The organism is Klebsiella sp. JN_Kp126, from assembly GCF_033843325.1.
Classification (GTDB): domain Bacteria; phylum Pseudomonadota; class Gammaproteobacteria; order Enterobacterales; family Enterobacteriaceae; genus Klebsiella; species Klebsiella michiganensis.
The window spans coordinates 70,910-88,327 of record NZ_JAWXQV010000084.1; the positions used below are offsets into that span (position 1 = coordinate 70,910).

A 17,418-nucleotide genomic window follows, 5' to 3' on the forward strand; every position below is an offset into this window, starting at 1 on the left:
CTCTCTGCATTAATAAAAAAGCCTGATTGTCCTTATTAGGGCAATCAGGCTTCATTACCTGTCGATATTTAATGGATTCAAGGCTTAAGGGTTGCCCCTGCTTGCATATACCCGACATGAAAAATTCATGCCATTTTTAAAGCACAGTTAAATCAATGGATTATTTTTTTTTGGAGACACTTTTGCACCAATGGGATGCGGCTTGCTCAGTTATGGTGCAATTTTCTGATGCAGTCTGGTCTCTTCAACATGAGGTGGAGTAATGCACACCTGTTTTAGTTCCACGCACTTTTTGAGAGTTCCGGTTTTTCAGCCATCAGCAGGTGATCCTCCGGCGTCAGGTTATTCAGGGATTCATGGGGACGCTCTGGATGGAAGATCCTCGTGACGAAGCCGAATTTGCCCCCGGCCACGTGCTTTTTTTCGAGCGTAATGTTGTCCATGCATTACCAACCCTTCTTGAAGAACCCGTAATATTTCTGTCATTGGCCAGCCCTCGTCGTGATCCTGAAGATATTACCTTTGTTGACCCGAAAGATGGCACTGCCAGAACCTTTATGGCCAGAAATAATGAGTCAGCATAATTTATTTCCTAGTCCATTCATATGAAAACACTGGCGGAAGAGGGCTATGCACCGAGGTAAAGGGAGGCAATCCGTCGTCAGACGGTGTACTGTACACCGAAGAACAAAACCAGGCCCGTCAGCGCGAAGGGGCTGGTTTTGTTCAAGCGAGAATACCGCGCAATGTATTAATCAGTGCAGGCTCACGTTCAATGAGACACAGCAGTTTCAGAAGCCACTCGATGTCGGGGGTAATATCACACGAAAAGCGACGTTGCTTCAGCGCCGTCGCCAGCCACCTGGTGAGAAAGAGATTTTACTGTACTGGCGACACTATATCGCCGTTCTTCCTACCTAATGCCAGCGCAACCAGCTCGCACCACGCCAGATGGGCCGATTTTTCCTTCAGATTCACTACGAACATTTCCCTTATTTTTCGAGAACCTGAATGTATCTTAACCGGAAGCAGAAAGGATTCGGAACCGTTCACCCTGAATTGAATACACAGCCTGGACTGACGAGCAAGTTCTCTGAATGCCGCTTTGCGGCATGGAGGCGCCAGCAGCAGTTGAGTACAGCTCTGATAGTGAGTGGCGCCGTTGCCCGGCGCAGCCGGCTACTGTGTTGACAGGTTCTGCCTCACCGACCCCCTTCTCTGCAAAGCCATACCCGCTCAAAACATCTCAGACGCCTCTGTACGCGGTCGGAGTGGACCCGACAAGGCGACAGCCGCAGTCGGGGCGTATCTCCGCGTTAGCGGGCCGTAGGGCCGCTTACGAGCGTGTACCAGACAACTAACCGCAGCTCCACCCACAGCATGAAGAAGAGTAGTTACAACACCCATCATTAAAAGCGATGGTGTTCCCCGGCCTTCGGCCGGGGGCGGCGGCGGTTTTGTAGTGGGTGGAAGCGGCACGATCCTTTCAAACCTGTGATGGTGTTTATCGCGATGTTGAGGAGGGGCACGGAGGTTCTTACCTGCTCCATTTTTGGTGCTCTAATTGGATGTTGTAACTACTTTTTTGCAATTGCCTGTAATATCCCCGTTATTCACAGAGACTGCGGACTGAAATAATCGGTATGTAATGAATTATCTATGGTGGGTATGAATATATTGCACTTAACTGAAGTTCAATTGCACTCACGACGGTTTGCTACTTTGCAGATAACGGTGCACAACAGAATACGTCTGTTTGTTAGCGACGTTTTGTGGCCATTTCGGAGTTAGCAGGGAAGCTCAGTAAGGGCAGAAGTGACGAGAGAACGCCGTTTTGCCTGATTCAGGCAGACGTCATCACCGCAGGAGGCGGTTAGCTGGAGAGAAAATGCAAATCATTTGACTGGTGGCGCGCATTTCTGCGGCCGGAAAAAGAGCTGTAGCTGGTAAAGCTGTTCGTACACCAGTTTACCAAAACGCTGAGGAGGGATGGATGTTCGAAGTGGGCCCAGCTGACGGTAGACGCGCTCCCCTATGTGGCGCTTCTGTTCATCCGGCGATAACCCCTGTAACTGTTTCCTGAGCCGGGATTCTGCCCTTTTTTGTTGTCTGCGCCGGAGAACGGCCAGCCGGTTTCGTTCCTGCCAGCGTTGTTGAGCTTCTTTCAGCGCCTCGTTGTTCAGACGCACCTCACGTTCATGCCGGAAACGCGCCATATCAATCCCTGTCAGGCTCCATCCCAGGTCGGTGATAATGACATGTTTCGGGAAACGAACCTTACCCGTAAAATCAAATTCAGGACGTGGATTTTCCAGGATACCAAATCGTTCCAGTTCATTCAGAAGACGTGACAGGCGGCTGACAACCACATACTGCGAGGGATCTGGTGAGCCATCCGGTCGCACCGGGCTGAGCTGACGGCTGATTTCGGTAATATTGAGAACAACGATCCCGGTGGCCAGGTCTGCCGCTGAGATGAGAAGCACGAATACCGCATCCAGTAAATCACGACGAACTTTCGGGAACCCGCGCTTGCGGCCAAGCGCCGTACGCAGCGCAATGAATATCGGATCGGCAGATACTCGGCGCCGCAACGAACACTGGCCGGTTTTGCGGTCGCGGGCGACCAGACTGGCATAGGCATGCCCGTGGATCCCCTTCAGAGGTTTCCAGTCCGGAGGTCTGAAATAGAACGGGTGCCGGCATTTACAGACCGTTGAGTGGTCCCCCCGACGCCGTCCCCTGACACTGGCCGTCGTTGTCACGTCCGGCCCAGTGTTGAATGAGTCATATCCATTTTCATGTTTCTCCATTTTTTCAAAAAAAGGGATTAGATCACAAAAAGGATGCAAAACCGGACGTTTATTCACATCACCTCTCGGGATGCCTTTCATCTTGCGAAATCAGGAGATGTTAAAAATTGACGGGAATCAATATTTTTTAAGAAATATCTTATGGATAAGAGCGGCTAACACTCAGTTTGATGGTTTTTTATTCTGATAAAAACAGGGTTTATGATCAAAAAGATCGTGTTTTTTAACATTTGCAGACAGACGATCTAATATCACGCCTCAGATAAGAATAAATGACTGTTTTGACAAATTTATCCAGATCATTAATCTGGGTGTTGTGTTATGCGGCAGTAGATAAGATCGAATCTTTTAATTACTGCGATATAAACTAAATATTGTGATTTTTTATTTTTTTGCTAATGACACCTTACATAATGTTGGCTTTTGGCTGTCTTTTCTGGTTTTCAGGACCAACGGGGGCATTTGATTCGCTCTGCACCGGGAAAAGCCAGCGTAAAGCCCTCTGTCCGCCTGTAGGACGCCTGGATCAGATATCACAACTGGTCGTTGTGAGAGCGGGTCCCCGACCGGAGATCGCGGTCCTCTCCGCCGACCTCTCCGCCGACAGTCTTGACCATCATGACAGCGGCGTTGATTACACCCGGGTCTATCTGGCCCAACTGAACAGCAGGCGCACCCTGCGCCCGCCACCCTACAGGGAGCCGCCTATGCCGGGGAGCCCGCAGAATTCGGAAAAAATCGTACGCTAAGGTTTTCCGGGCATCCGTAAGGGCCGAAACTTCCCGTCTTCCAGTCTGCGGCTCTGCCGCCAGACGTAATCGCCGGTGAGGTTGATGTGCTCCCAGCCCAGCGGCGACAGGAATTGCAGCAGCTCGCCGTCCACCGGCTTGCCGGCCTCGACCAACCCCTGGGTGGCGCGTTCCAGGTACACCGTGTTCCACAGCACGATAGCCGCCGTCACCAGGTTGAGGCCGCTGGCCCGGTAGCGCTGCTGCTCGAAGCTCCGATCCCTGATTTCCCCAAGGCGGTTGAAGAACACCGCCCTGGCCAGCGAGTTGCGCGCCTCACCTTTGTTCAGGCCGGCATGCACGCGGCGGCGCAGTTCAACACTTTGCAGCCAGTCCAGGATGAACAGCGTGCGCTCGATCCGGCCCAGCTCGCGCAGGGCCACGGCCAGTCCGTTCTGGCGCGGGTAGCTGCCGAGCTTGCGCAGCATCAGCGAGGCGGTGACGGTGCCCTGCTTGATCGAGCTGGCCAGGCGCAGGATGTCGTCCCAGTGGGCACGCACGTGCTTGATGTTCAGGGTGCCGCCGATCAGCGGGCGCAACGTCGGGTAGGCTTGCACGCCCTGCGGCACGTACAGCTTGGTTTCGCCGAGGTCGCGGATGCGCGGCGCGAAACGGAAGCCCAGCAGGTGCATCAGGGCGAAGACGTGATCGGTGAAGCCGGCCGTGTCGGTGTAGTGCTCCTCGATCCGCAGGTCGGACTCGTGGTACAGCAGGCCGTCGAGCACATAGGTGGAATCGCGCACGCCGACATTCACCACGCGGGTGCTGAACGGCGCGTACTGGTCGGAGATATGGGTATAGAACAGCCGTCCCGGCTCGCTACCGTACTTCGGGTTGACGTGCCCGGTGCTCTCGCCCCGGCCACCCGCGCGGAAGCGCTGGCCATCGGAGGATGAGGTCGTGCCGTCGCCCCAGTGGGCGGCAAAGGCGTGGCGATACTGGTGGTTGACCAGCTCGGCCAAGGCCGCCGAATAGGTTTCGTCGCGGATGTGCCAGGCTTGCAGCCAGGACAGCTTGGCGTAGGTCAGGCCGGGGCTCGACTCGGCCATCTTGGTCAGCCCGAGGTTGATCGCATCACCGAGGATTGCGGACAGCAGCAACGTCCTGTCTTTGGCCTCGGCCCCGTCCTTCAAGTGGGTGAAGTGGCGGCTGAAGCCCGTCCAGTCGTCCACGTCCATCAGCAGTTCGGTGATCTTGATGCGCGGCAGTAACTGGCTGGTTTGGTCGATCAGCGCCTGCGCCCGATCCGGCACCGCCGCATCCAGCGGGGTGATTTTCAGCCCTGACTCGGTGAGGATGGCATCGGGCAGCTCGTTGTCCTTGGCCAGGCGGGTGACGGTGGCCAACTGCTCGTCCAGCAGCTGCAAACGCTCTTCCAGGTACTGGTCGCTGTTCGGGTTGATCGCCAGGGGCAGGGCCTGCTCGCGCTTGAGTGCGGCGAACTTCTCGGCCGGCAGCAGGTAGTCGTCGAAGTCGCGGAACTGCCGCGAGCCCTTGACCCAGATGTCGCCGGAGCGCAGGGCGTTCTTCAGCTCGGACAGGGCGCAGATTTCGTAGAATTTCCGGTCGAGGCCTTCCGGGGTGATCACCAGCGGCTTCCAGCGCGGCTTGATGAAGGCCGTGGGTGCATCGGCCGGCACCTTGCGCAGGTTGTCGGCGTTCATCTCACGCAGGGTCTGCACGGCTGCCAGCACGCCTTGCGCGGCCGGCGCGGCGCGCAGTTCCAGCACCTCCAGCAAGGCCGGCGTGTAACGGCGCAGGGTGGCGAAGTTCTCGCCGACCAGGTGCAGGTGGTCGAAGCCTTCCGGCCGGGCCAGCAGCTCGGCCTCGCTGACGCTCTCGGTGAACTCGTCCCAGGGAATCACCGCCTCGATGGCGGCATAGGGGTCGCTGCCGCTTTCCTTCGCTTCCAGCAGCGCCTGGCCGATCCTGGAGTACAGGCGCACCTTGTCGTTGATCGCCTTGCCCTGCTTCTGGAACTGCTGCTGATGCTTGTGCTTCGCGCCGCTGAACAGCTTGACCAGGATGCGGTCATGCAGATCGACCAGCTCATCGATCACGGTCGCGGTGCTCTCCAGCACCACGGCGGCCAGGGTCGCGTAGCGGCGCTGCGGCTCGAACTTACCGAGGTCTTTGGGCGTCATCTGCCCACCCTCGCGGGCCAGCTTGAGCAGGCGGTTCTGGTGGATGTGCCGGCCCAGGCCTTCGGGCAAGTCCACCAACTGAAATGTCTTCAGCCGCTCGATGTGTTCCAGCATGTGCCGAGAGTTGGGTTTCAGCGGTGCCTGGCGCAGCCAGGTCAACCAGGTGATGCTGCTGCCGGCCTTGAGCTTCAACAGCTCGTCCAGCTTGGCCCGATGCGAGTCCGTGAGTGGTTCGACCAGGGCGCGGTAGACCCGCCGATTGGCTCGCGCAATGGCTTCCGAGCAGGCCCGGTCAATCACGCTCAGCGCCGGCAGGATGCGTCGTTTCTGCCGTAGGCTCTCCAGGGCCTGACCGGCCAGCAGCAAGCCTTTGTCGGTCTGCTGGGCCAGCTCGGTTAGCTCGCGCACCAGGGCGCGGAAGTCGGACAGGCCGAACGGGGCCAGTTGCAGGTAGGTGCGCAGTTCCTGGGCATGCTCGCGACGGGTCACGTCGCGCTCGCCGTACTTTGCCCAGCTCGCCGGCTCGGCCTGGACTTGCTTCGCCACCCACAGGATGACCGGCTCGGGCAGCTCGCTGTCGGTTCCCAGCGCGTAACCGGGGTAGCGCAGCAGGCAGAGCTGCACGGCGAAGCCGAGGCGGTTGGCGTCGCCGCGTCGCTGGCGGATCAGCGACAGGTCGGAGTCGTTGAAGGTGTAGTAGCGGATCAGGTCATCCTGGCTTTCCGGCAGCGCAAGCAGGGTGTCCCGCTCCGTGGCCGAGAGGATCAAGCGACGCGGCATGTGTCAGTCGTCCGTGCGGAGGTACTGGTAGAGGGTTTCCCGGCTGATGTTGAACTCGCGGGCAAGCTGCGCCTTGGGCTCGCCGGCCGTCGCTCGCTGCCGCAGGGTAGCAGCCTGCTCATCGGACAGGGCTTTCTTGCGGCCCCGGTACGCGCCACGCTGCTTGGCCAAGGCGATGCCCTCACGCTGCCGCTCGCGGATCAGGGCGCGCTCGAACTCAGCGAAGGCCCCCATCACCGACAGCATCAGGTTGGCCATCGGCGAGTCCTCGCCAGTGAACACCAGGCCCTCCTTCAGGAACTCGATGCGCACGCCGCGCTGAGTCAGCTTCTGTACCAAGCGACGCAGGTCATCGAGGTTGCGGGCCAGCCGATCCATGCTGTGCACCACCACTGTATCGCCTTCGCGGACGAAGCTCAGCAGCGCTTCGAGCTGGGGGCGCTGGGTGTCCTTGCCCGATGCCTTGTCGGTGAACACCTTGCTCACCTGGGTTTGTTCCAGCTGGCGTTCCGGGTTCTGGTCAAAGCTGCTGACCCGGACGTAGCCGATGCGGTGCCCCTGCACGATGTCTCCTTGGTTGAAGGCGGCTTAAGTGCACTTTCTGTTCCGTTGTGCCTCAAAGCCCATTTCTGTCAGGCTGAAATCTATAACCTTCGCGGGCATGTGTCAAAAAATGGGAAAGCAGACTCTATTCTGACGAAGCGGCGCGGCCCTGCCTGACATCAAGTTAGGGTATAGCCTAGATTGACATGCGCGATGCAACCCTTAACTTGCTTGCACCTATCGTTTCCATGCTAGCTTTATCGTAACGCTCAAGAAATTGGGCTTAATGCCGAAAACAATAAAATAAAACAGCCAACCCTTGAGGTTCTTATGCGCCAGAATTTACCAGTGACGGGTCGAAACTTAGAACTCCCAAAAGATGCCAATATTCTTTCGACTACCTCCCCTCAAAGCCATATCACGTACGTTAATCCTGACTTCATTAAAATCAGTGGTTTCACTGAGGAAGAACTATTAGGCCAGCCTCACAACATCGTAAGACACCCAGATATGCCGCCTGCTGCATTTGAGCATATGTGGAGTACATTAAAATCTGGCCGCTCATGGATGGGGCTAGTAAAAAATCGCTGTAAAAATGGCGACCACTATTGGGTAAGTGCTTATGTAACGCCAATAGCTAAGAATGGTTCGATTGTTGAATACCAGTCTGTAAGGACCAAGCCTGAACCTGAGCAGGTTTTGGCTGCGGAAAAATTATATGCTCAATTGAGAAGCGGGAAGGCCGCGAGGCCGAAATTGGCTGCTAGCTTTTCCGTGAAAATACTCTTGCTCATATGGGGTAGTATTATATCAAGCGCAATGGCTGCCGGCATGCTTACTGATACATCAATAAGCAGCTTATTGTTAGCCACTTTAATGTCAGGAAGCTTAAGCTCTGTTAGTGTTTTGGCTATTCTCTCTCCTCTTGGAAGACTGGTTGAAAGAGCCAGGAATATTTCCAATAACCCATTAAGTCAATCCCTCTACACTGGGCGCACCGATGAGTTTGGCCAAATAGAGTTTGCTTTACGAATGATGCAAGCTGAAACAGGCGCCATAGTAGGTCGCATAGGTGATGCATCAAATCGGCTTAGCGAACACACCCGAGGCCTACTAAAGGATATTGAGTCAAGCAATGTACTTACAGTTGAGCAGCAGGCAGAGACAGATCAAATAGCAACGGCAGTAAACCAAATGGTGGCAAGCATTCAAGAGGTTGCGAGCAATGCACAGCATGCTGCAGATGCGGCCGGAAGAGCAGACACTGAGACGGCATCTGGCCAGCGTCTGGTAGCCCACACAAGCCAGTCAATCACTGCCCTTGAAGGTGAAATTAGGCAAGCCACTCAGGTTATTCATGAGCTTGAAGGTCAAAGTAACGAGATATCAAAAGTTCTTGACGTTATACGAGGGATCGCCGAGCAAACGAATTTGTTGGCACTCAACGCAGCAATTGAGGCCGCGCGTGCTGGTGAGCAGGGGCGTGGTTTTGCTGTTGTCGCCGATGAGGTTCGCAGTCTTGCTGCTCGCACACAGCAATCGACAACGGATATTCAAAGCATGATCAGCGCTCTACAAGAGCGAGCGCAATCCGCTGTTACAGTCATGGAGCAAAGTAGTCGGCAAGCGCACACGAGTGTAGCTCACGCAGAGGAAGCAGCTACAGCTCTTGATGGAATTGGCCAACGCGTTAACGAAATTACCGACATGAACGCGCAAATAGCGACTGCGGTCGAGCAGCAGGGAGCAGTAAGTGAAGACATAAACCGCAGTATTATCAATATACGCGATGCTGCTGATACCAATGTACAGACCGGGCAGAATAATTTGCAAAGTGCGAAATCTGTCGCTCAGTTAACTAGCGCTCTGAGCGAACTGGCAAAACAGTTTTGGGAAAAACGAGGATAACGCTTTTCAGTATCTCGACAGGGATAACTTACTTTACCATCGGTTATCCCTTTTAGCCGCACAAATTTTAGCCATGGCTTTTCAGGAAGTCAGGGCTATCAGAATGGCCTTAGAAAGCCTAGTCAAAGAGCTGTCACGAGAACACCGTTAGCTTAGCGTACGATTTTTTCCGAATTCTGCGGTTCCCCCATGCCCAAAGCCAAATCCTACAAACTTTCTCCTCTGCACACTGACCGCCTGACCCAGACCACTCTCTGTATCGCCTTCAGGCTGCGTACTGAAGTCCGCCCGCGCGATGTCCTGCATGCGCTGATCGACCAGCTTTGTGAAGGGGATGACAGCACCGTGGAAACCCTGGGATTACTTATCCAGAAAAACCAGCAACGCGAACGTAATCGTGACCGCCGCCGCCGTCAGAAACAACTCATGGCCAGCCAGTAAGGAACTGTATGAAAAAAATGTTGTTTGTCATGCCGGCACTGCTGACCGGCTGTACGGGGTTTTCCCCACTGAGATCACCCGCGCCGGAGCTCCAGGTCCCGGCACTGGTGTTTGTTGACGGGCAGATACGCAGCTCAGCAGAAACGGTGGCACATACCCAGCAGCAGGTGCAGGCGACCGTGCCGGCGCCATCCCGCGCAGCCCCGATCCCCCCGACACCCGCGACTGCTACCTCTGGCGTGCCGGCAATGTCGCCTTCCACCTCGCATGACACACTGACCGGTCCCGCAGCCCCGGCAGCGACCACGGCAGCTGGGCTGCGTGTAACCGGCACACCACAAAAACCGGCGGTTATCAGCCTGCCCGGCGTCAGTAACCTGACAACAGAGCAGTGGATACGCCGTATTCTGCCTGATGGCTGGCAGCTGCAGTACGAAAATGCCCTGCGCCAGACGCTCAGCACCCGACACAAGACTATCTGGCAGAATGATGAATGGACACGGGTACTCGAGCGTCTGCTGGTCTCACAAAATATTCAGGGCCATCTGGACTGGCATGCCCGGACGCTGACCCTGTCTCGTCCCGGCGTTCAGCCAGCAGTCCCCGTGACATCTTCCGCCCCTGCTGCCACGCCAGCGCCGCGTAATCCGTTCCGGCAGGGGCGTGAAGACGATACCTCCATCCCCCCTCCAGCCCCAATACCGGTCGCACCTGCCGGCCCGGTCTGGAAAGCCGAACCCGGCAGCACCCTGCGGACCACCCTCACGCAGTGGGCCTCCACGGCCAGCTGCAGTGGTGGCAAATGGCTGGTTATCTGGCCCGTCGCGGTTGACTATCCAGTTTCTGCGCCTCTGACCTTTAACGGGCCATTTGAACAGGTGATGACCGGGCTGTTTACCCTCTATCAGAAAGCCGCGGTTCCCCTGTATGCCGGAGTCAGTCGCCAGCAGTGTGTGATTTCCGTCAGTGATAAACCTTTTCCGGGAGGCACGCCGTGAACATGCTGGCGCCGTTACTGCTGCTGGTACTGCTTGTGACCGGCGGCTGGTATCAGAGACACGCAGAATCCCGGTTAACGCCGTCTGACCTGACCGCGAGACAGACCGCGAGTGAGATACTGATGCTGGCCGATGCGGTCAATGACTGGCGGTACCGTTACGAGGGTACACCAGCCCTGCAGGACCTGGATCTGCCCTGGCCCCTGCCTGCCGGGATCCACTTCACTGTGCACAACGACCGGCTTTTTATCTGGACCCGGGAACAACCTGGCCTGCTCAGCGCCCTGCGTGCTGCAGCCCGTCAGTCGGTTCTCGTCCTGACCGTCAGTAACGGTACACTGCTGATGGCATCCGGCACGCCGATGGGTGTCCCTCTGCCTTCAGGTATCACTGACAGTGACATTGTCTATCTGAATTAATGAATTAACTTCCCCCGGAGTTTCCCCTATGAAATTACCGTTCCGATCCGGCGCGGTCTGGCTGATGACATCCCTTTTGTCGCTCGCCGGCTGTTCTGCCATGTATGACGACATCAGTCAGGAGGCCGCCGGCATCACCCGCCAGAGCGATACCGCGCTGCAAACCCACCAGGTGGCAGAAGCACCTCCGGTGACGTGGCTTGACAGCCAGTGGGTCAATCCACACCCCCTGACCGTCAGTGAAAAAACCAGAAGCGTCCCGGCCTGCAGCATCACGCTGGTATCTGCTGTTCCCCTCACGCTGTCGGCCGCCGCGCAACGTATTACCGCATCCTGTGGCCTGCCGGTGACGATCCAGCCCCCCGCCGGGCTGTCAGCCCACGGTGAGACCCGCCAGTTAAACGGTTCGCTCCCGCTTCCGGATGCCAGTGGCCGGACGCCACTGGCCACGGCCGGCGCCATGCCCTCCTCCCGGTTAATCGCGGTCACCTCGCCGGATATCGGGCCCCTGAGCTGGCAGGGGCCACTGGGCGGGCTGCTGGATACGCTGTCCACCCGCTCCGGGATGCACTGGCGCCATGAAGGGGGCCAGATAACGTTTTTCAGCCAGACAACCGAAACCTTTCAGATAGCGGTGTTAAATGCCAGTACGTCCATGGATGCCAGCGTGACCGGGGGGACGTCCGCCAGTGCCGGTGTTTCCGGCGGAGGCTCGAACAGCAACTCCCTGTCCGGCAATCAGGATACCTCCCAGAAAACCACGGTACGTCTGGCATCTGAACTCTATGACGACTTGCGTAAAGCCGTGGAAACTATGCTGACACCAGACAGCGGTCGTTACTATCTGAGCACGGCCAGCAGTACGCTGACCGTCACTGACACCCCGGAGGTGCTCGCCCGCGTACGCCATTATATCGAGACCGAGAACAGCCGCCTTAACCGGCAGGTCACCCTGAAGGTGGAGGTTTACAGTGTGACCGCGAAGAAAGCGAACGAGCTGGGGCTGGACTGGAAAGCGGTCTATAACTCGGTGACCGGCATTGGTGCCTCTCTGACCGGCAGCTTTGCCTCCGGCAGCAGCACCGCGTCCAGTGCCGGTATGAGTATTCTCGACTCGGCCACCGGACGAGCGGCCCGCTGGCGCGGTTCTGAGGTCTTTATCAAAGCCCTTGCGGAGCAGGGTAATCTGGCCGTCGTGACGACCCAGACCAGCACCACCACCAATATGGTGCCGGTTCCAGTTCAGGTGGCTGACCAGACGGTCTATCTGGCCTCCACCAAAACCACCACCTCAGACTCCTACAGCTCCACAGAGCTGACGCCGGGAAGTATCACCACCGGCTTTAACATGACGATGATGCCGTACGTTCGGGATAACGGCGATATCCAGTTGCAGTTCAGTTTTAACCTTTCTGACAGCCCGACCATCCGTACGGTGACCTCCTCAGATGGAAACACCTCGATTGAAATGCCCTACACCAAGCTTCGTTCCCTGGCGCAGCGGGTCAACATGAAATCCGGGCAAACACTCATTCTTTCCGGCTATGAGTCCACTGCCGCCCAGGACACGCGTGAAGGAACGTTCACACCGAAGAACTGGTTGTTCGGTGGTGGACGCGGCGTTTCTGACCAGCGCGCAACACTGGTCATTCTCATCACGCCGGTTCTGTCCTGACAGGAGGCCCTATGCACTATTTTACTGTCGGAAAATACCGTCTGGCGGCGGGTCTCTCCTGGTCCGTGCTGACCGGAGGACGTCCGGGCCGTCAGTTACGCGCGCTGACCGGCCGACGAAATCCATGTGTGCTGGTTCGTCAGGGAGAGATGCAGTACGCCGGCGTGGGAGAAGGCCGGGAACGCGCCTGGTCTGTCGCCGTTGCCGCCCTCCCGGCCCTGGGCCAGAACGGATATGCCCTGATTAAATTACCGGATGAACGGTGGCTGTTTCTGGCCGCCGTGGACGGTATGCCCGCCCTGCAGGGAGATATAACCGGTGACAGTGTCACCTGTATCAGGGCGCGCGATCGTTTTCTGGCGTTTCACGACGCCCCTGTCTCCGGATGGCAGGAAACCGGGACAGAGGCGGCACCCGCAGACATTACCGCCCTGCTGCCCCCCCGCCTCCCTGCCGCCGCCCGGTTGTTTATTCCTGGGCAGCGTGTCCGCCGGTGTCTTCTCGTCGGACTGGCTGCCGTGGCGATCTGGTATGCCTGGGATTACTGGCAGGGGGTACAGCGCCGGGAAGCGCAGCGTCTGGCCGCCCAGGCCCGTAAACAGGCCCCGAAAAAAACCGGGATGCGCCGTGTTGCCCTTCCCCACCCCTGGGCAACCCTGTCGACACCACAATATCTGCTCGGCGAGTGCCTGACGGCCGTCAGAAATCTTCCCCTTACTCTTTCCGGCTGGACGCTGAAAGGTGGGGAATGCCGGGGAGACGGTATTCGCGCGGAATATCATTTCCAGGCCGGCAGTACGCTTACCCGTTTCAGAGAAAGTGCACTTGCCCTGACTCCCCCACCGGTTGTGATGACCAGTGATGATGGCCAGAGCGGAGAAATTCGCTGGCCCATCCCTGCAGGAGAAATGACGGATGAACGTCCGGGGAATCAGACCGAACAGCTCACGCCGTTTATATCCAGTCTCCAGGCGCGCAACGTCACGCTTCAGCTGAAAGCCGATCCTCCACTCCGACGTCCTTCACAGACCATTGACGGCGAAGTTATCCGTTATATCCAGGGCTGGCAGTCCTGGTCATTTTCCGTCACCTCGCCACGGGCACCGGATCGCTGGTTTCCGTTACAGAAAGGGATACGCATCACGGATATTGCGTTCAGTCTGAGCGCGGCCACCTCCATCACCTGGAAAACAAGCGGACAGATTTTTGCCATAAAGGAGCCCCCCCATGAAGATGAAAAATAACCTCTCCGGACTGCTTCTGCTGGCAGCCTCTTTCGCCGGCCATTCCGCCACGGTGGGCGAGCTGGAAAGTGTTCAGGAAAACAACCTGCTGCTGGAAGCGCGCCTGAAAGGTGCGCGTATGCTGGCGGAAATGGCAAAACACAATGAGCCGGCTCAGCCGCTCTCTGTTCTGCCCCGGGGCGCCACGCCCGCCTCTCCATCAGCCCCTGTCAGCATGCTGACCGGTATTCACGGGAAAGAGGGGGTGCTGACGGCTGAGCTGCAGCGCAACGGGCTGACTCATGAGTTACGTAACGGCAATCCGTGGCCGGGGAGCCGTCTCACGGTAAAAAGTATCACCCTGAAAGGCGTCACACTGAGTGACGGCACTGTGATTGTTCCCGGTCAGGAGATCCACCATGAATGACATACCGGTGCTCCCTCCGGTACCGGCAGCCATAGCCGACGCCGTGGTCATTGATGATCATGCGTCTCCTCCCGTGGTGCTGGTTGACCGCGAACAGAAAACGGACGCTGCTGTTCAGGCGTGGGTGGAAACACTGTGCCGTAGTCACCCGGAGGTGGACGTGACGTTTGCCGGGCGAACGGAGCTGGCCGCCTTTTCAGGTAATCCGGCGGCGACAGAGGGACAGTCGGAGACCCAGGACAAGGTGATCCGTCTGTTTCGTCAGGCCTGCGAGGTCGGTGCTTCAGATATTCATCTCATTACTGAGGGCAATTCTGGCCTGATCCGCATGCGCGTCAACGGGGAGCTGTACACCGTCTCCGAACCCCCTGCGAGGGAAATTATGACCATGGCCACCACGATTTACGGCACGATGTGTGATGCGTCTGAGCCGCACCTGGTTGAAACCCGTGAACAGGATGCGCGGCTGAAATCAACATTTCTGCGTCAGGCAGGCCTGTTTGGCGCGCGGTACAGCCACCGTCCCAAGGTGGGAGGACTGCTGATTGTCATGCGAACCATTCCGGACGATGGTGACGCTGCCCCGACGCTCGATGCGCTGGGATTTTTGCCTGAGCAGATTAACCTGATCGAGGAACTGGAGCGGCGGCCGGAAGGCGTTAACGCGCTGTCCGGACCTACCGGTTCGGGCAAGTCCACGACCCTGCGCTGCCTGAGTGCCCGGTTTATTCAGCGCACCCAGGGAAGACGTAATCTGATAACCATTGAAGATCCGCCTGAAGGGCGTATTGCGGGTGGAATACAGACGCCGGTTATCGCGGATAAATCCTCCCAGGACGACACCATGCGGGCGTGGCAGACGGGCATACAGTCATCCATGCGTCTGGATCCGGATGCACTGCTGATTGGTGAACTGAGGGACTATGCCTCCTCCCTGGCCGGGATCAGCGCAGCCCTGTCAGGACACTGGGTACTGACAACCTTCCACACAACAGACCCGCTCAGTATTCTCACCCGTCTGCAGATTTACGGGCATCCTCCCGCGCTGCTGGCCGACCCGGGATTATTTGTCTCTCTGATTTCCCAGCGGCTGGCCCCGGTGCTTTGTACAGCGTGTCGGATCCCCTGGACGGAAGCCGTCACGCAAAACCACATCACCGAAAAACAGCAGGCTTATATCCGAAATTGGGTCGACGTGACACACGTCCATTTCCGTAATCCCGACGGCTGCCCGGTCTGCCGTAAAAAGGTCATGGGGCAGGAAATCAGCCACGGTCTGCAGGGCCGGACGGTCATTGCAGAGATAGTCCCTACCGATCGCGGACTGATGGAAACATGGCTGACAAATGGTGTACTGGCCGCACGGTTGTACTGGAAAGCCAGGGGCGGCATCACGCGCTGTGAACACATGCGCCGCCGGGTGGCGCAGGGCATGATTGACCCACTGATAGCCGACGATATCTGCCCGCTCAATGAGGACGGCCGATTGTACGGGGAGGTGGCAGATGATTAACGTCCTGCAGGTACAGGTCTGGTTCCAGAGACAATTGTTTCTCGCCCAGGCCAGGGTACAGCTCTATGAAATTCTGCTGCTCCAGCTTCGCAACCGGCGTGGTGTGGATACGGCGCTGGAGAATATCCGGGAAGTCTATTCAAAGGGGGGAACCCGTTCCAACGCCCACACGCAACTGGCCAGCGAAGCACTGGCTGCCCTGGCAGATAACCGTCCGGGACACCGTATCGAAGATGTGCTGAGGCGCTGGTTACCCAGTAATGAAGCCGCCCTGTTACATACCGGACTCCGTACCGGGGCCCTGGAGTCCTCTCTTGAGCAGGCTATTGTCACGGCACGGACATTCGCCGTCATTCGTTCGGCTACCCTGCAGTGCATCGCTTATCCGCTGTTTTTCCTGGCCCTGATGGCCGGCATTGTCGGCACGTTCAGCAGTGAAGTGATGCCGGTTCTGCTGAAAATCGTTCCGGAATCACGCCTGACCGGTCCACTGGCATTCATGCACGGGCTGTCACAAGTGGTCAACACCTACGGGCTACTGATCCTGCTGAGCGGTTTTGCTGTTATGGCGCTCATCGCCTGGTCTCTGCCTGACTATACCGCCGGAGGCCGCCGTATCCTGGACAAACTCCCGCCCTGGTCCGTTTACCGGACACTACAGGGGGCCGCGTTCCTCACCAACATGGGTTCGCTCATGAAAGCCCAGGTCAACCAGGCAGAGTCACTGCTGATCCTGCAGGGATTTGCCAGTCCGTGGCTGCAGCAGCGAATCGCCGCCACGCGCCGCGAACTGGCCGGAGGAGCCTCCTTCGGAGAGGCCCTGAGCCGGACCGGCTACGGTTTCCCGTCGGAGGATGCGATCGCGCATATCCGGTTGCTGGTTATTGGCGATGGGGCCGCGGAGGCACTGGCGCGATTTGGTGAGTGGTGGATTGGTGAAGCCGCCCGTCAGGTGGCGCTCATTACCCTGCTGATTAAGGCCTTCTGCCTGCTGACCATGCTGATGTTCATCATCACCATGGCACTGGCCATCGAGACGCTGCAGTCCCTTCTCAGCCTCCCGGCCTGAGTCGCACTCCTTGTTACACCCGTAGTTTTTCTTTCACTCATAACCGGAGTCTCTATGCAAACTTCTTCTGCTCTTTCTCTCCAGTCTGTCCAGTCTGTCCGGCGTCAACCCGCACGTGGAGTGAACTCCCTGGATGCTTCCATCACCGTGGTGGCGATAATTGTTATCCTGGCCGTACTCCTGGGGTTCTATTATTCCTTTTCAAAAAGCTCCGCCTCCGGCACAGAGCTCACCAATATCCAGAGCCTGATGACCAACACCAGTTCCATGCTCAAAACCCGTAACGGTTATGTCGACGTCAGCATCGATGCACTGTACCGCGCCGGTGGCGTGCCGAGCGCCATGAGCTACGACATGTCCGGAGGGACGCTGAACAACACGTGGGGCGGTGAGGTCAAGGTGGCTACCGGTACCGGCAGTTCCGGCGCAACGGTTTCTAACGAGAATCTGGCCTTTACCCTGACGTACGAAAAGGTTCCGGAATCCGCCTGTGTGAATATTGCCAATCAGTTAAGCCGGACAGGGGCTATCGCCGGTATCACTGTCAACGGTTCCGTGGTGGATAAAGATGATTCCATTGCGGATATCACTGGCTACTGCTCTGACGAAGACGACAACACCCTGGCGTTCACTTCCGTACGCTGATCCTGTTCCGGGAGGCGTCAGCCTCCCGTATT

General features: G+C 57.5%; 13 protein-coding genes and 2 pseudogenes. 10 read left to right on the forward strand and 5 right to left on the reverse strand.

Annotated features, from left to right (window positions below; translation table 11 throughout):
• Positions 1-275 precede the first annotated feature (275 nt).
• From SIK97_RS20855 to SIK97_RS20875, 5 genes and pseudogenes are all read right to left on the reverse strand, one after another.
• Positions 276-377, reverse strand: a pseudogene (locus tag SIK97_RS20855) (integrase); the annotation flags it as partial.
• Between the two features lie 412 nt (positions 378-789).
• Positions 790-978 (reverse strand): annotated as a pseudogene (locus SIK97_RS20860) (DUF2913 family protein); the annotation flags it as partial.
• 917 nt (positions 979-1,895) lie between these two features.
• Positions 1,896-2,870, reverse strand: coding sequence for a plasmid replication initiator RepA (gene repA / locus SIK97_RS20865; RefSeq protein WP_158010508.1), 975 nt, complete (start codon positions 2,868-2,870; stop codon positions 1,896-1,898).
• A 688-nt stretch (positions 2,871-3,558) separates the two neighbouring features.
• Positions 3,559-6,525, reverse strand: coding sequence for a Tn3-like element TnAs1 family transposase (locus SIK97_RS20870; RefSeq protein WP_001138014.1), 2,967 nt, complete (start codon positions 6,523-6,525; stop codon positions 3,559-3,561).
• A gap of 3 nt (positions 6,526-6,528) precedes the next feature.
• On the reverse strand, positions 6,529-7,089 hold the full coding sequence (locus SIK97_RS20875) for a recombinase family protein (protein ID WP_001161490.1): 561 nt from the start codon (positions 7,087-7,089) through the stop codon (positions 6,529-6,531).
• A 309-nt stretch (positions 7,090-7,398) separates the two neighbouring features.
• On the opposite strand from SIK97_RS20875, the gene SIK97_RS20880 reads away from it, so the two are divergent.
• The 10 genes from SIK97_RS20880 to SIK97_RS20925 all read left to right on the forward strand — a co-directional run bounded on the left by SIK97_RS20880 (position 7,399) and on the right by SIK97_RS20925 (position 17,386).
• Complete coding sequence (locus SIK97_RS20880; protein WP_001323889.1) at positions 7,399-8,976, forward strand: PAS domain-containing methyl-accepting chemotaxis protein; 1,578 nt, start codon at positions 7,399-7,401, stop codon at positions 8,974-8,976.
• A gap of 189 nt (positions 8,977-9,165) precedes the next feature.
• Positions 9,166-9,417, forward strand: coding sequence for a hypothetical protein (locus tag SIK97_RS20885; protein WP_319610961.1), 252 nt, complete (start codon positions 9,166-9,168; stop codon positions 9,415-9,417).
• An 8-nt stretch (positions 9,418-9,425) separates the two neighbouring features.
• Positions 9,426-10,415 carry a toxin co-regulated pilus biosynthesis Q family protein gene (locus SIK97_RS20890; protein ID WP_049593989.1) on the forward strand — a complete coding sequence of 330 codons (990 nt, stop codon included), beginning with the start codon at positions 9,426-9,428 and terminating at the stop codon, positions 10,413-10,415.
• A 2-nt stretch (positions 10,416-10,417) separates the two neighbouring features.
• Positions 10,418-10,834 carry a type IV pilus biogenesis protein PilM gene (pilM, locus tag SIK97_RS20895; protein WP_049593988.1) on the forward strand — a complete coding sequence of 139 codons (417 nt, stop codon included), beginning with the start codon at positions 10,418-10,420 and terminating at the stop codon, positions 10,832-10,834.
• Positions 10,835-10,862: 28 nt separating this feature from the next.
• The gene (locus SIK97_RS20900) at positions 10,863-12,509 is read left to right on the forward strand and encodes a PilN family type IVB pilus formation outer membrane protein (RefSeq protein WP_053094426.1); all 1,647 of its coding nucleotides are present in this window, start codon (positions 10,863-10,865) and stop codon (positions 12,507-12,509) included.
• An 11-nt stretch (positions 12,510-12,520) separates the two neighbouring features.
• Positions 12,521-13,753, forward strand: coding sequence for a type 4b pilus protein PilO2 (gene pilO2, locus SIK97_RS20905; RefSeq protein WP_049593987.1), 1,233 nt, complete (start codon positions 12,521-12,523; stop codon positions 13,751-13,753).
• On the forward strand, positions 13,737-14,159 hold the full coding sequence (gene pilP, locus SIK97_RS20910) for a type IV pilus biogenesis protein PilP (RefSeq protein WP_049593986.1): 423 nt from the start codon (positions 13,737-13,739) through the stop codon (positions 14,157-14,159). Before pilO2 ends, pilP begins: the two co-directional genes overlap by 17 nt.
• Positions 14,152-15,672 (forward strand): GspE/PulE family protein, encoded by a 1,521-nt coding sequence (locus tag SIK97_RS20915; protein WP_049593985.1) that lies wholly within the window; start codon positions 14,152-14,154, stop codon positions 15,670-15,672. The genes pilP and SIK97_RS20915 overlap by 8 nt, the downstream gene beginning before the upstream one ends.
• Complete coding sequence (locus tag SIK97_RS20920; RefSeq protein WP_049593984.1) at positions 15,665-16,741, forward strand: type II secretion system F family protein; 1,077 nt, start codon at positions 15,665-15,667, stop codon at positions 16,739-16,741. The genes SIK97_RS20915 and SIK97_RS20920 overlap by 8 nt, the downstream gene beginning before the upstream one ends.
• A 54-nt stretch (positions 16,742-16,795) precedes the next feature.
• Positions 16,796-17,386: a type 4 pilus major pilin gene (locus tag SIK97_RS20925; RefSeq protein ID WP_077260796.1), complete on the forward strand. Its 591-nt coding sequence runs from the start codon at positions 16,796-16,798 to the stop codon at positions 17,384-17,386.
• The last annotated feature ends 32 nt before the right edge of the window (positions 17,387-17,418 follow it).

Coding starts and splice junctions, on each gene's coding strand:
- SIK97_RS20870 (WP_001138014.1), bottom strand. CDS start 6,525: ATGCCGCGTCGCTTGATCCTCTCGGCCACGGAGCGGGACACCCTGCTT.
- SIK97_RS20880 (WP_001323889.1), top strand. CDS start 7,399: ATGCGCCAGAATTTACCAGTGACGGGTCGAAACTTAGAACTCCCAAAA.
- SIK97_RS20885 (WP_319610961.1), top strand. CDS start 9,166: ATGCCCAAAGCCAAATCCTACAAACTTTCTCCTCTGCACACTGACCGC.
- SIK97_RS20890 (WP_049593989.1), top strand. CDS start 9,426: ATGAAAAAAATGTTGTTTGTCATGCCGGCACTGCTGACCGGCTGTACG.
- pilM (WP_049593988.1), top strand. CDS start 10,418: ATGCTGGCGCCGTTACTGCTGCTGGTACTGCTTGTGACCGGCGGCTGG.
- SIK97_RS20900 (WP_053094426.1), top strand. CDS start 10,863: ATGAAATTACCGTTCCGATCCGGCGCGGTCTGGCTGATGACATCCCTT.
- pilO2 (WP_049593987.1), top strand. CDS start 12,521: ATGCACTATTTTACTGTCGGAAAATACCGTCTGGCGGCGGGTCTCTCC.
- pilP (WP_049593986.1), top strand. CDS start 13,737: ATGAAGATGAAAAATAACCTCTCCGGACTGCTTCTGCTGGCAGCCTCT.
- SIK97_RS20915 (WP_049593985.1), top strand. CDS start 14,152: ATGAATGACATACCGGTGCTCCCTCCGGTACCGGCAGCCATAGCCGAC.
- SIK97_RS20920 (WP_049593984.1), top strand. CDS start 15,665: ATGATTAACGTCCTGCAGGTACAGGTCTGGTTCCAGAGACAATTGTTT.
- SIK97_RS20925 (WP_077260796.1), top strand. CDS start 16,796: ATGCAAACTTCTTCTGCTCTTTCTCTCCAGTCTGTCCAGTCTGTCCGG.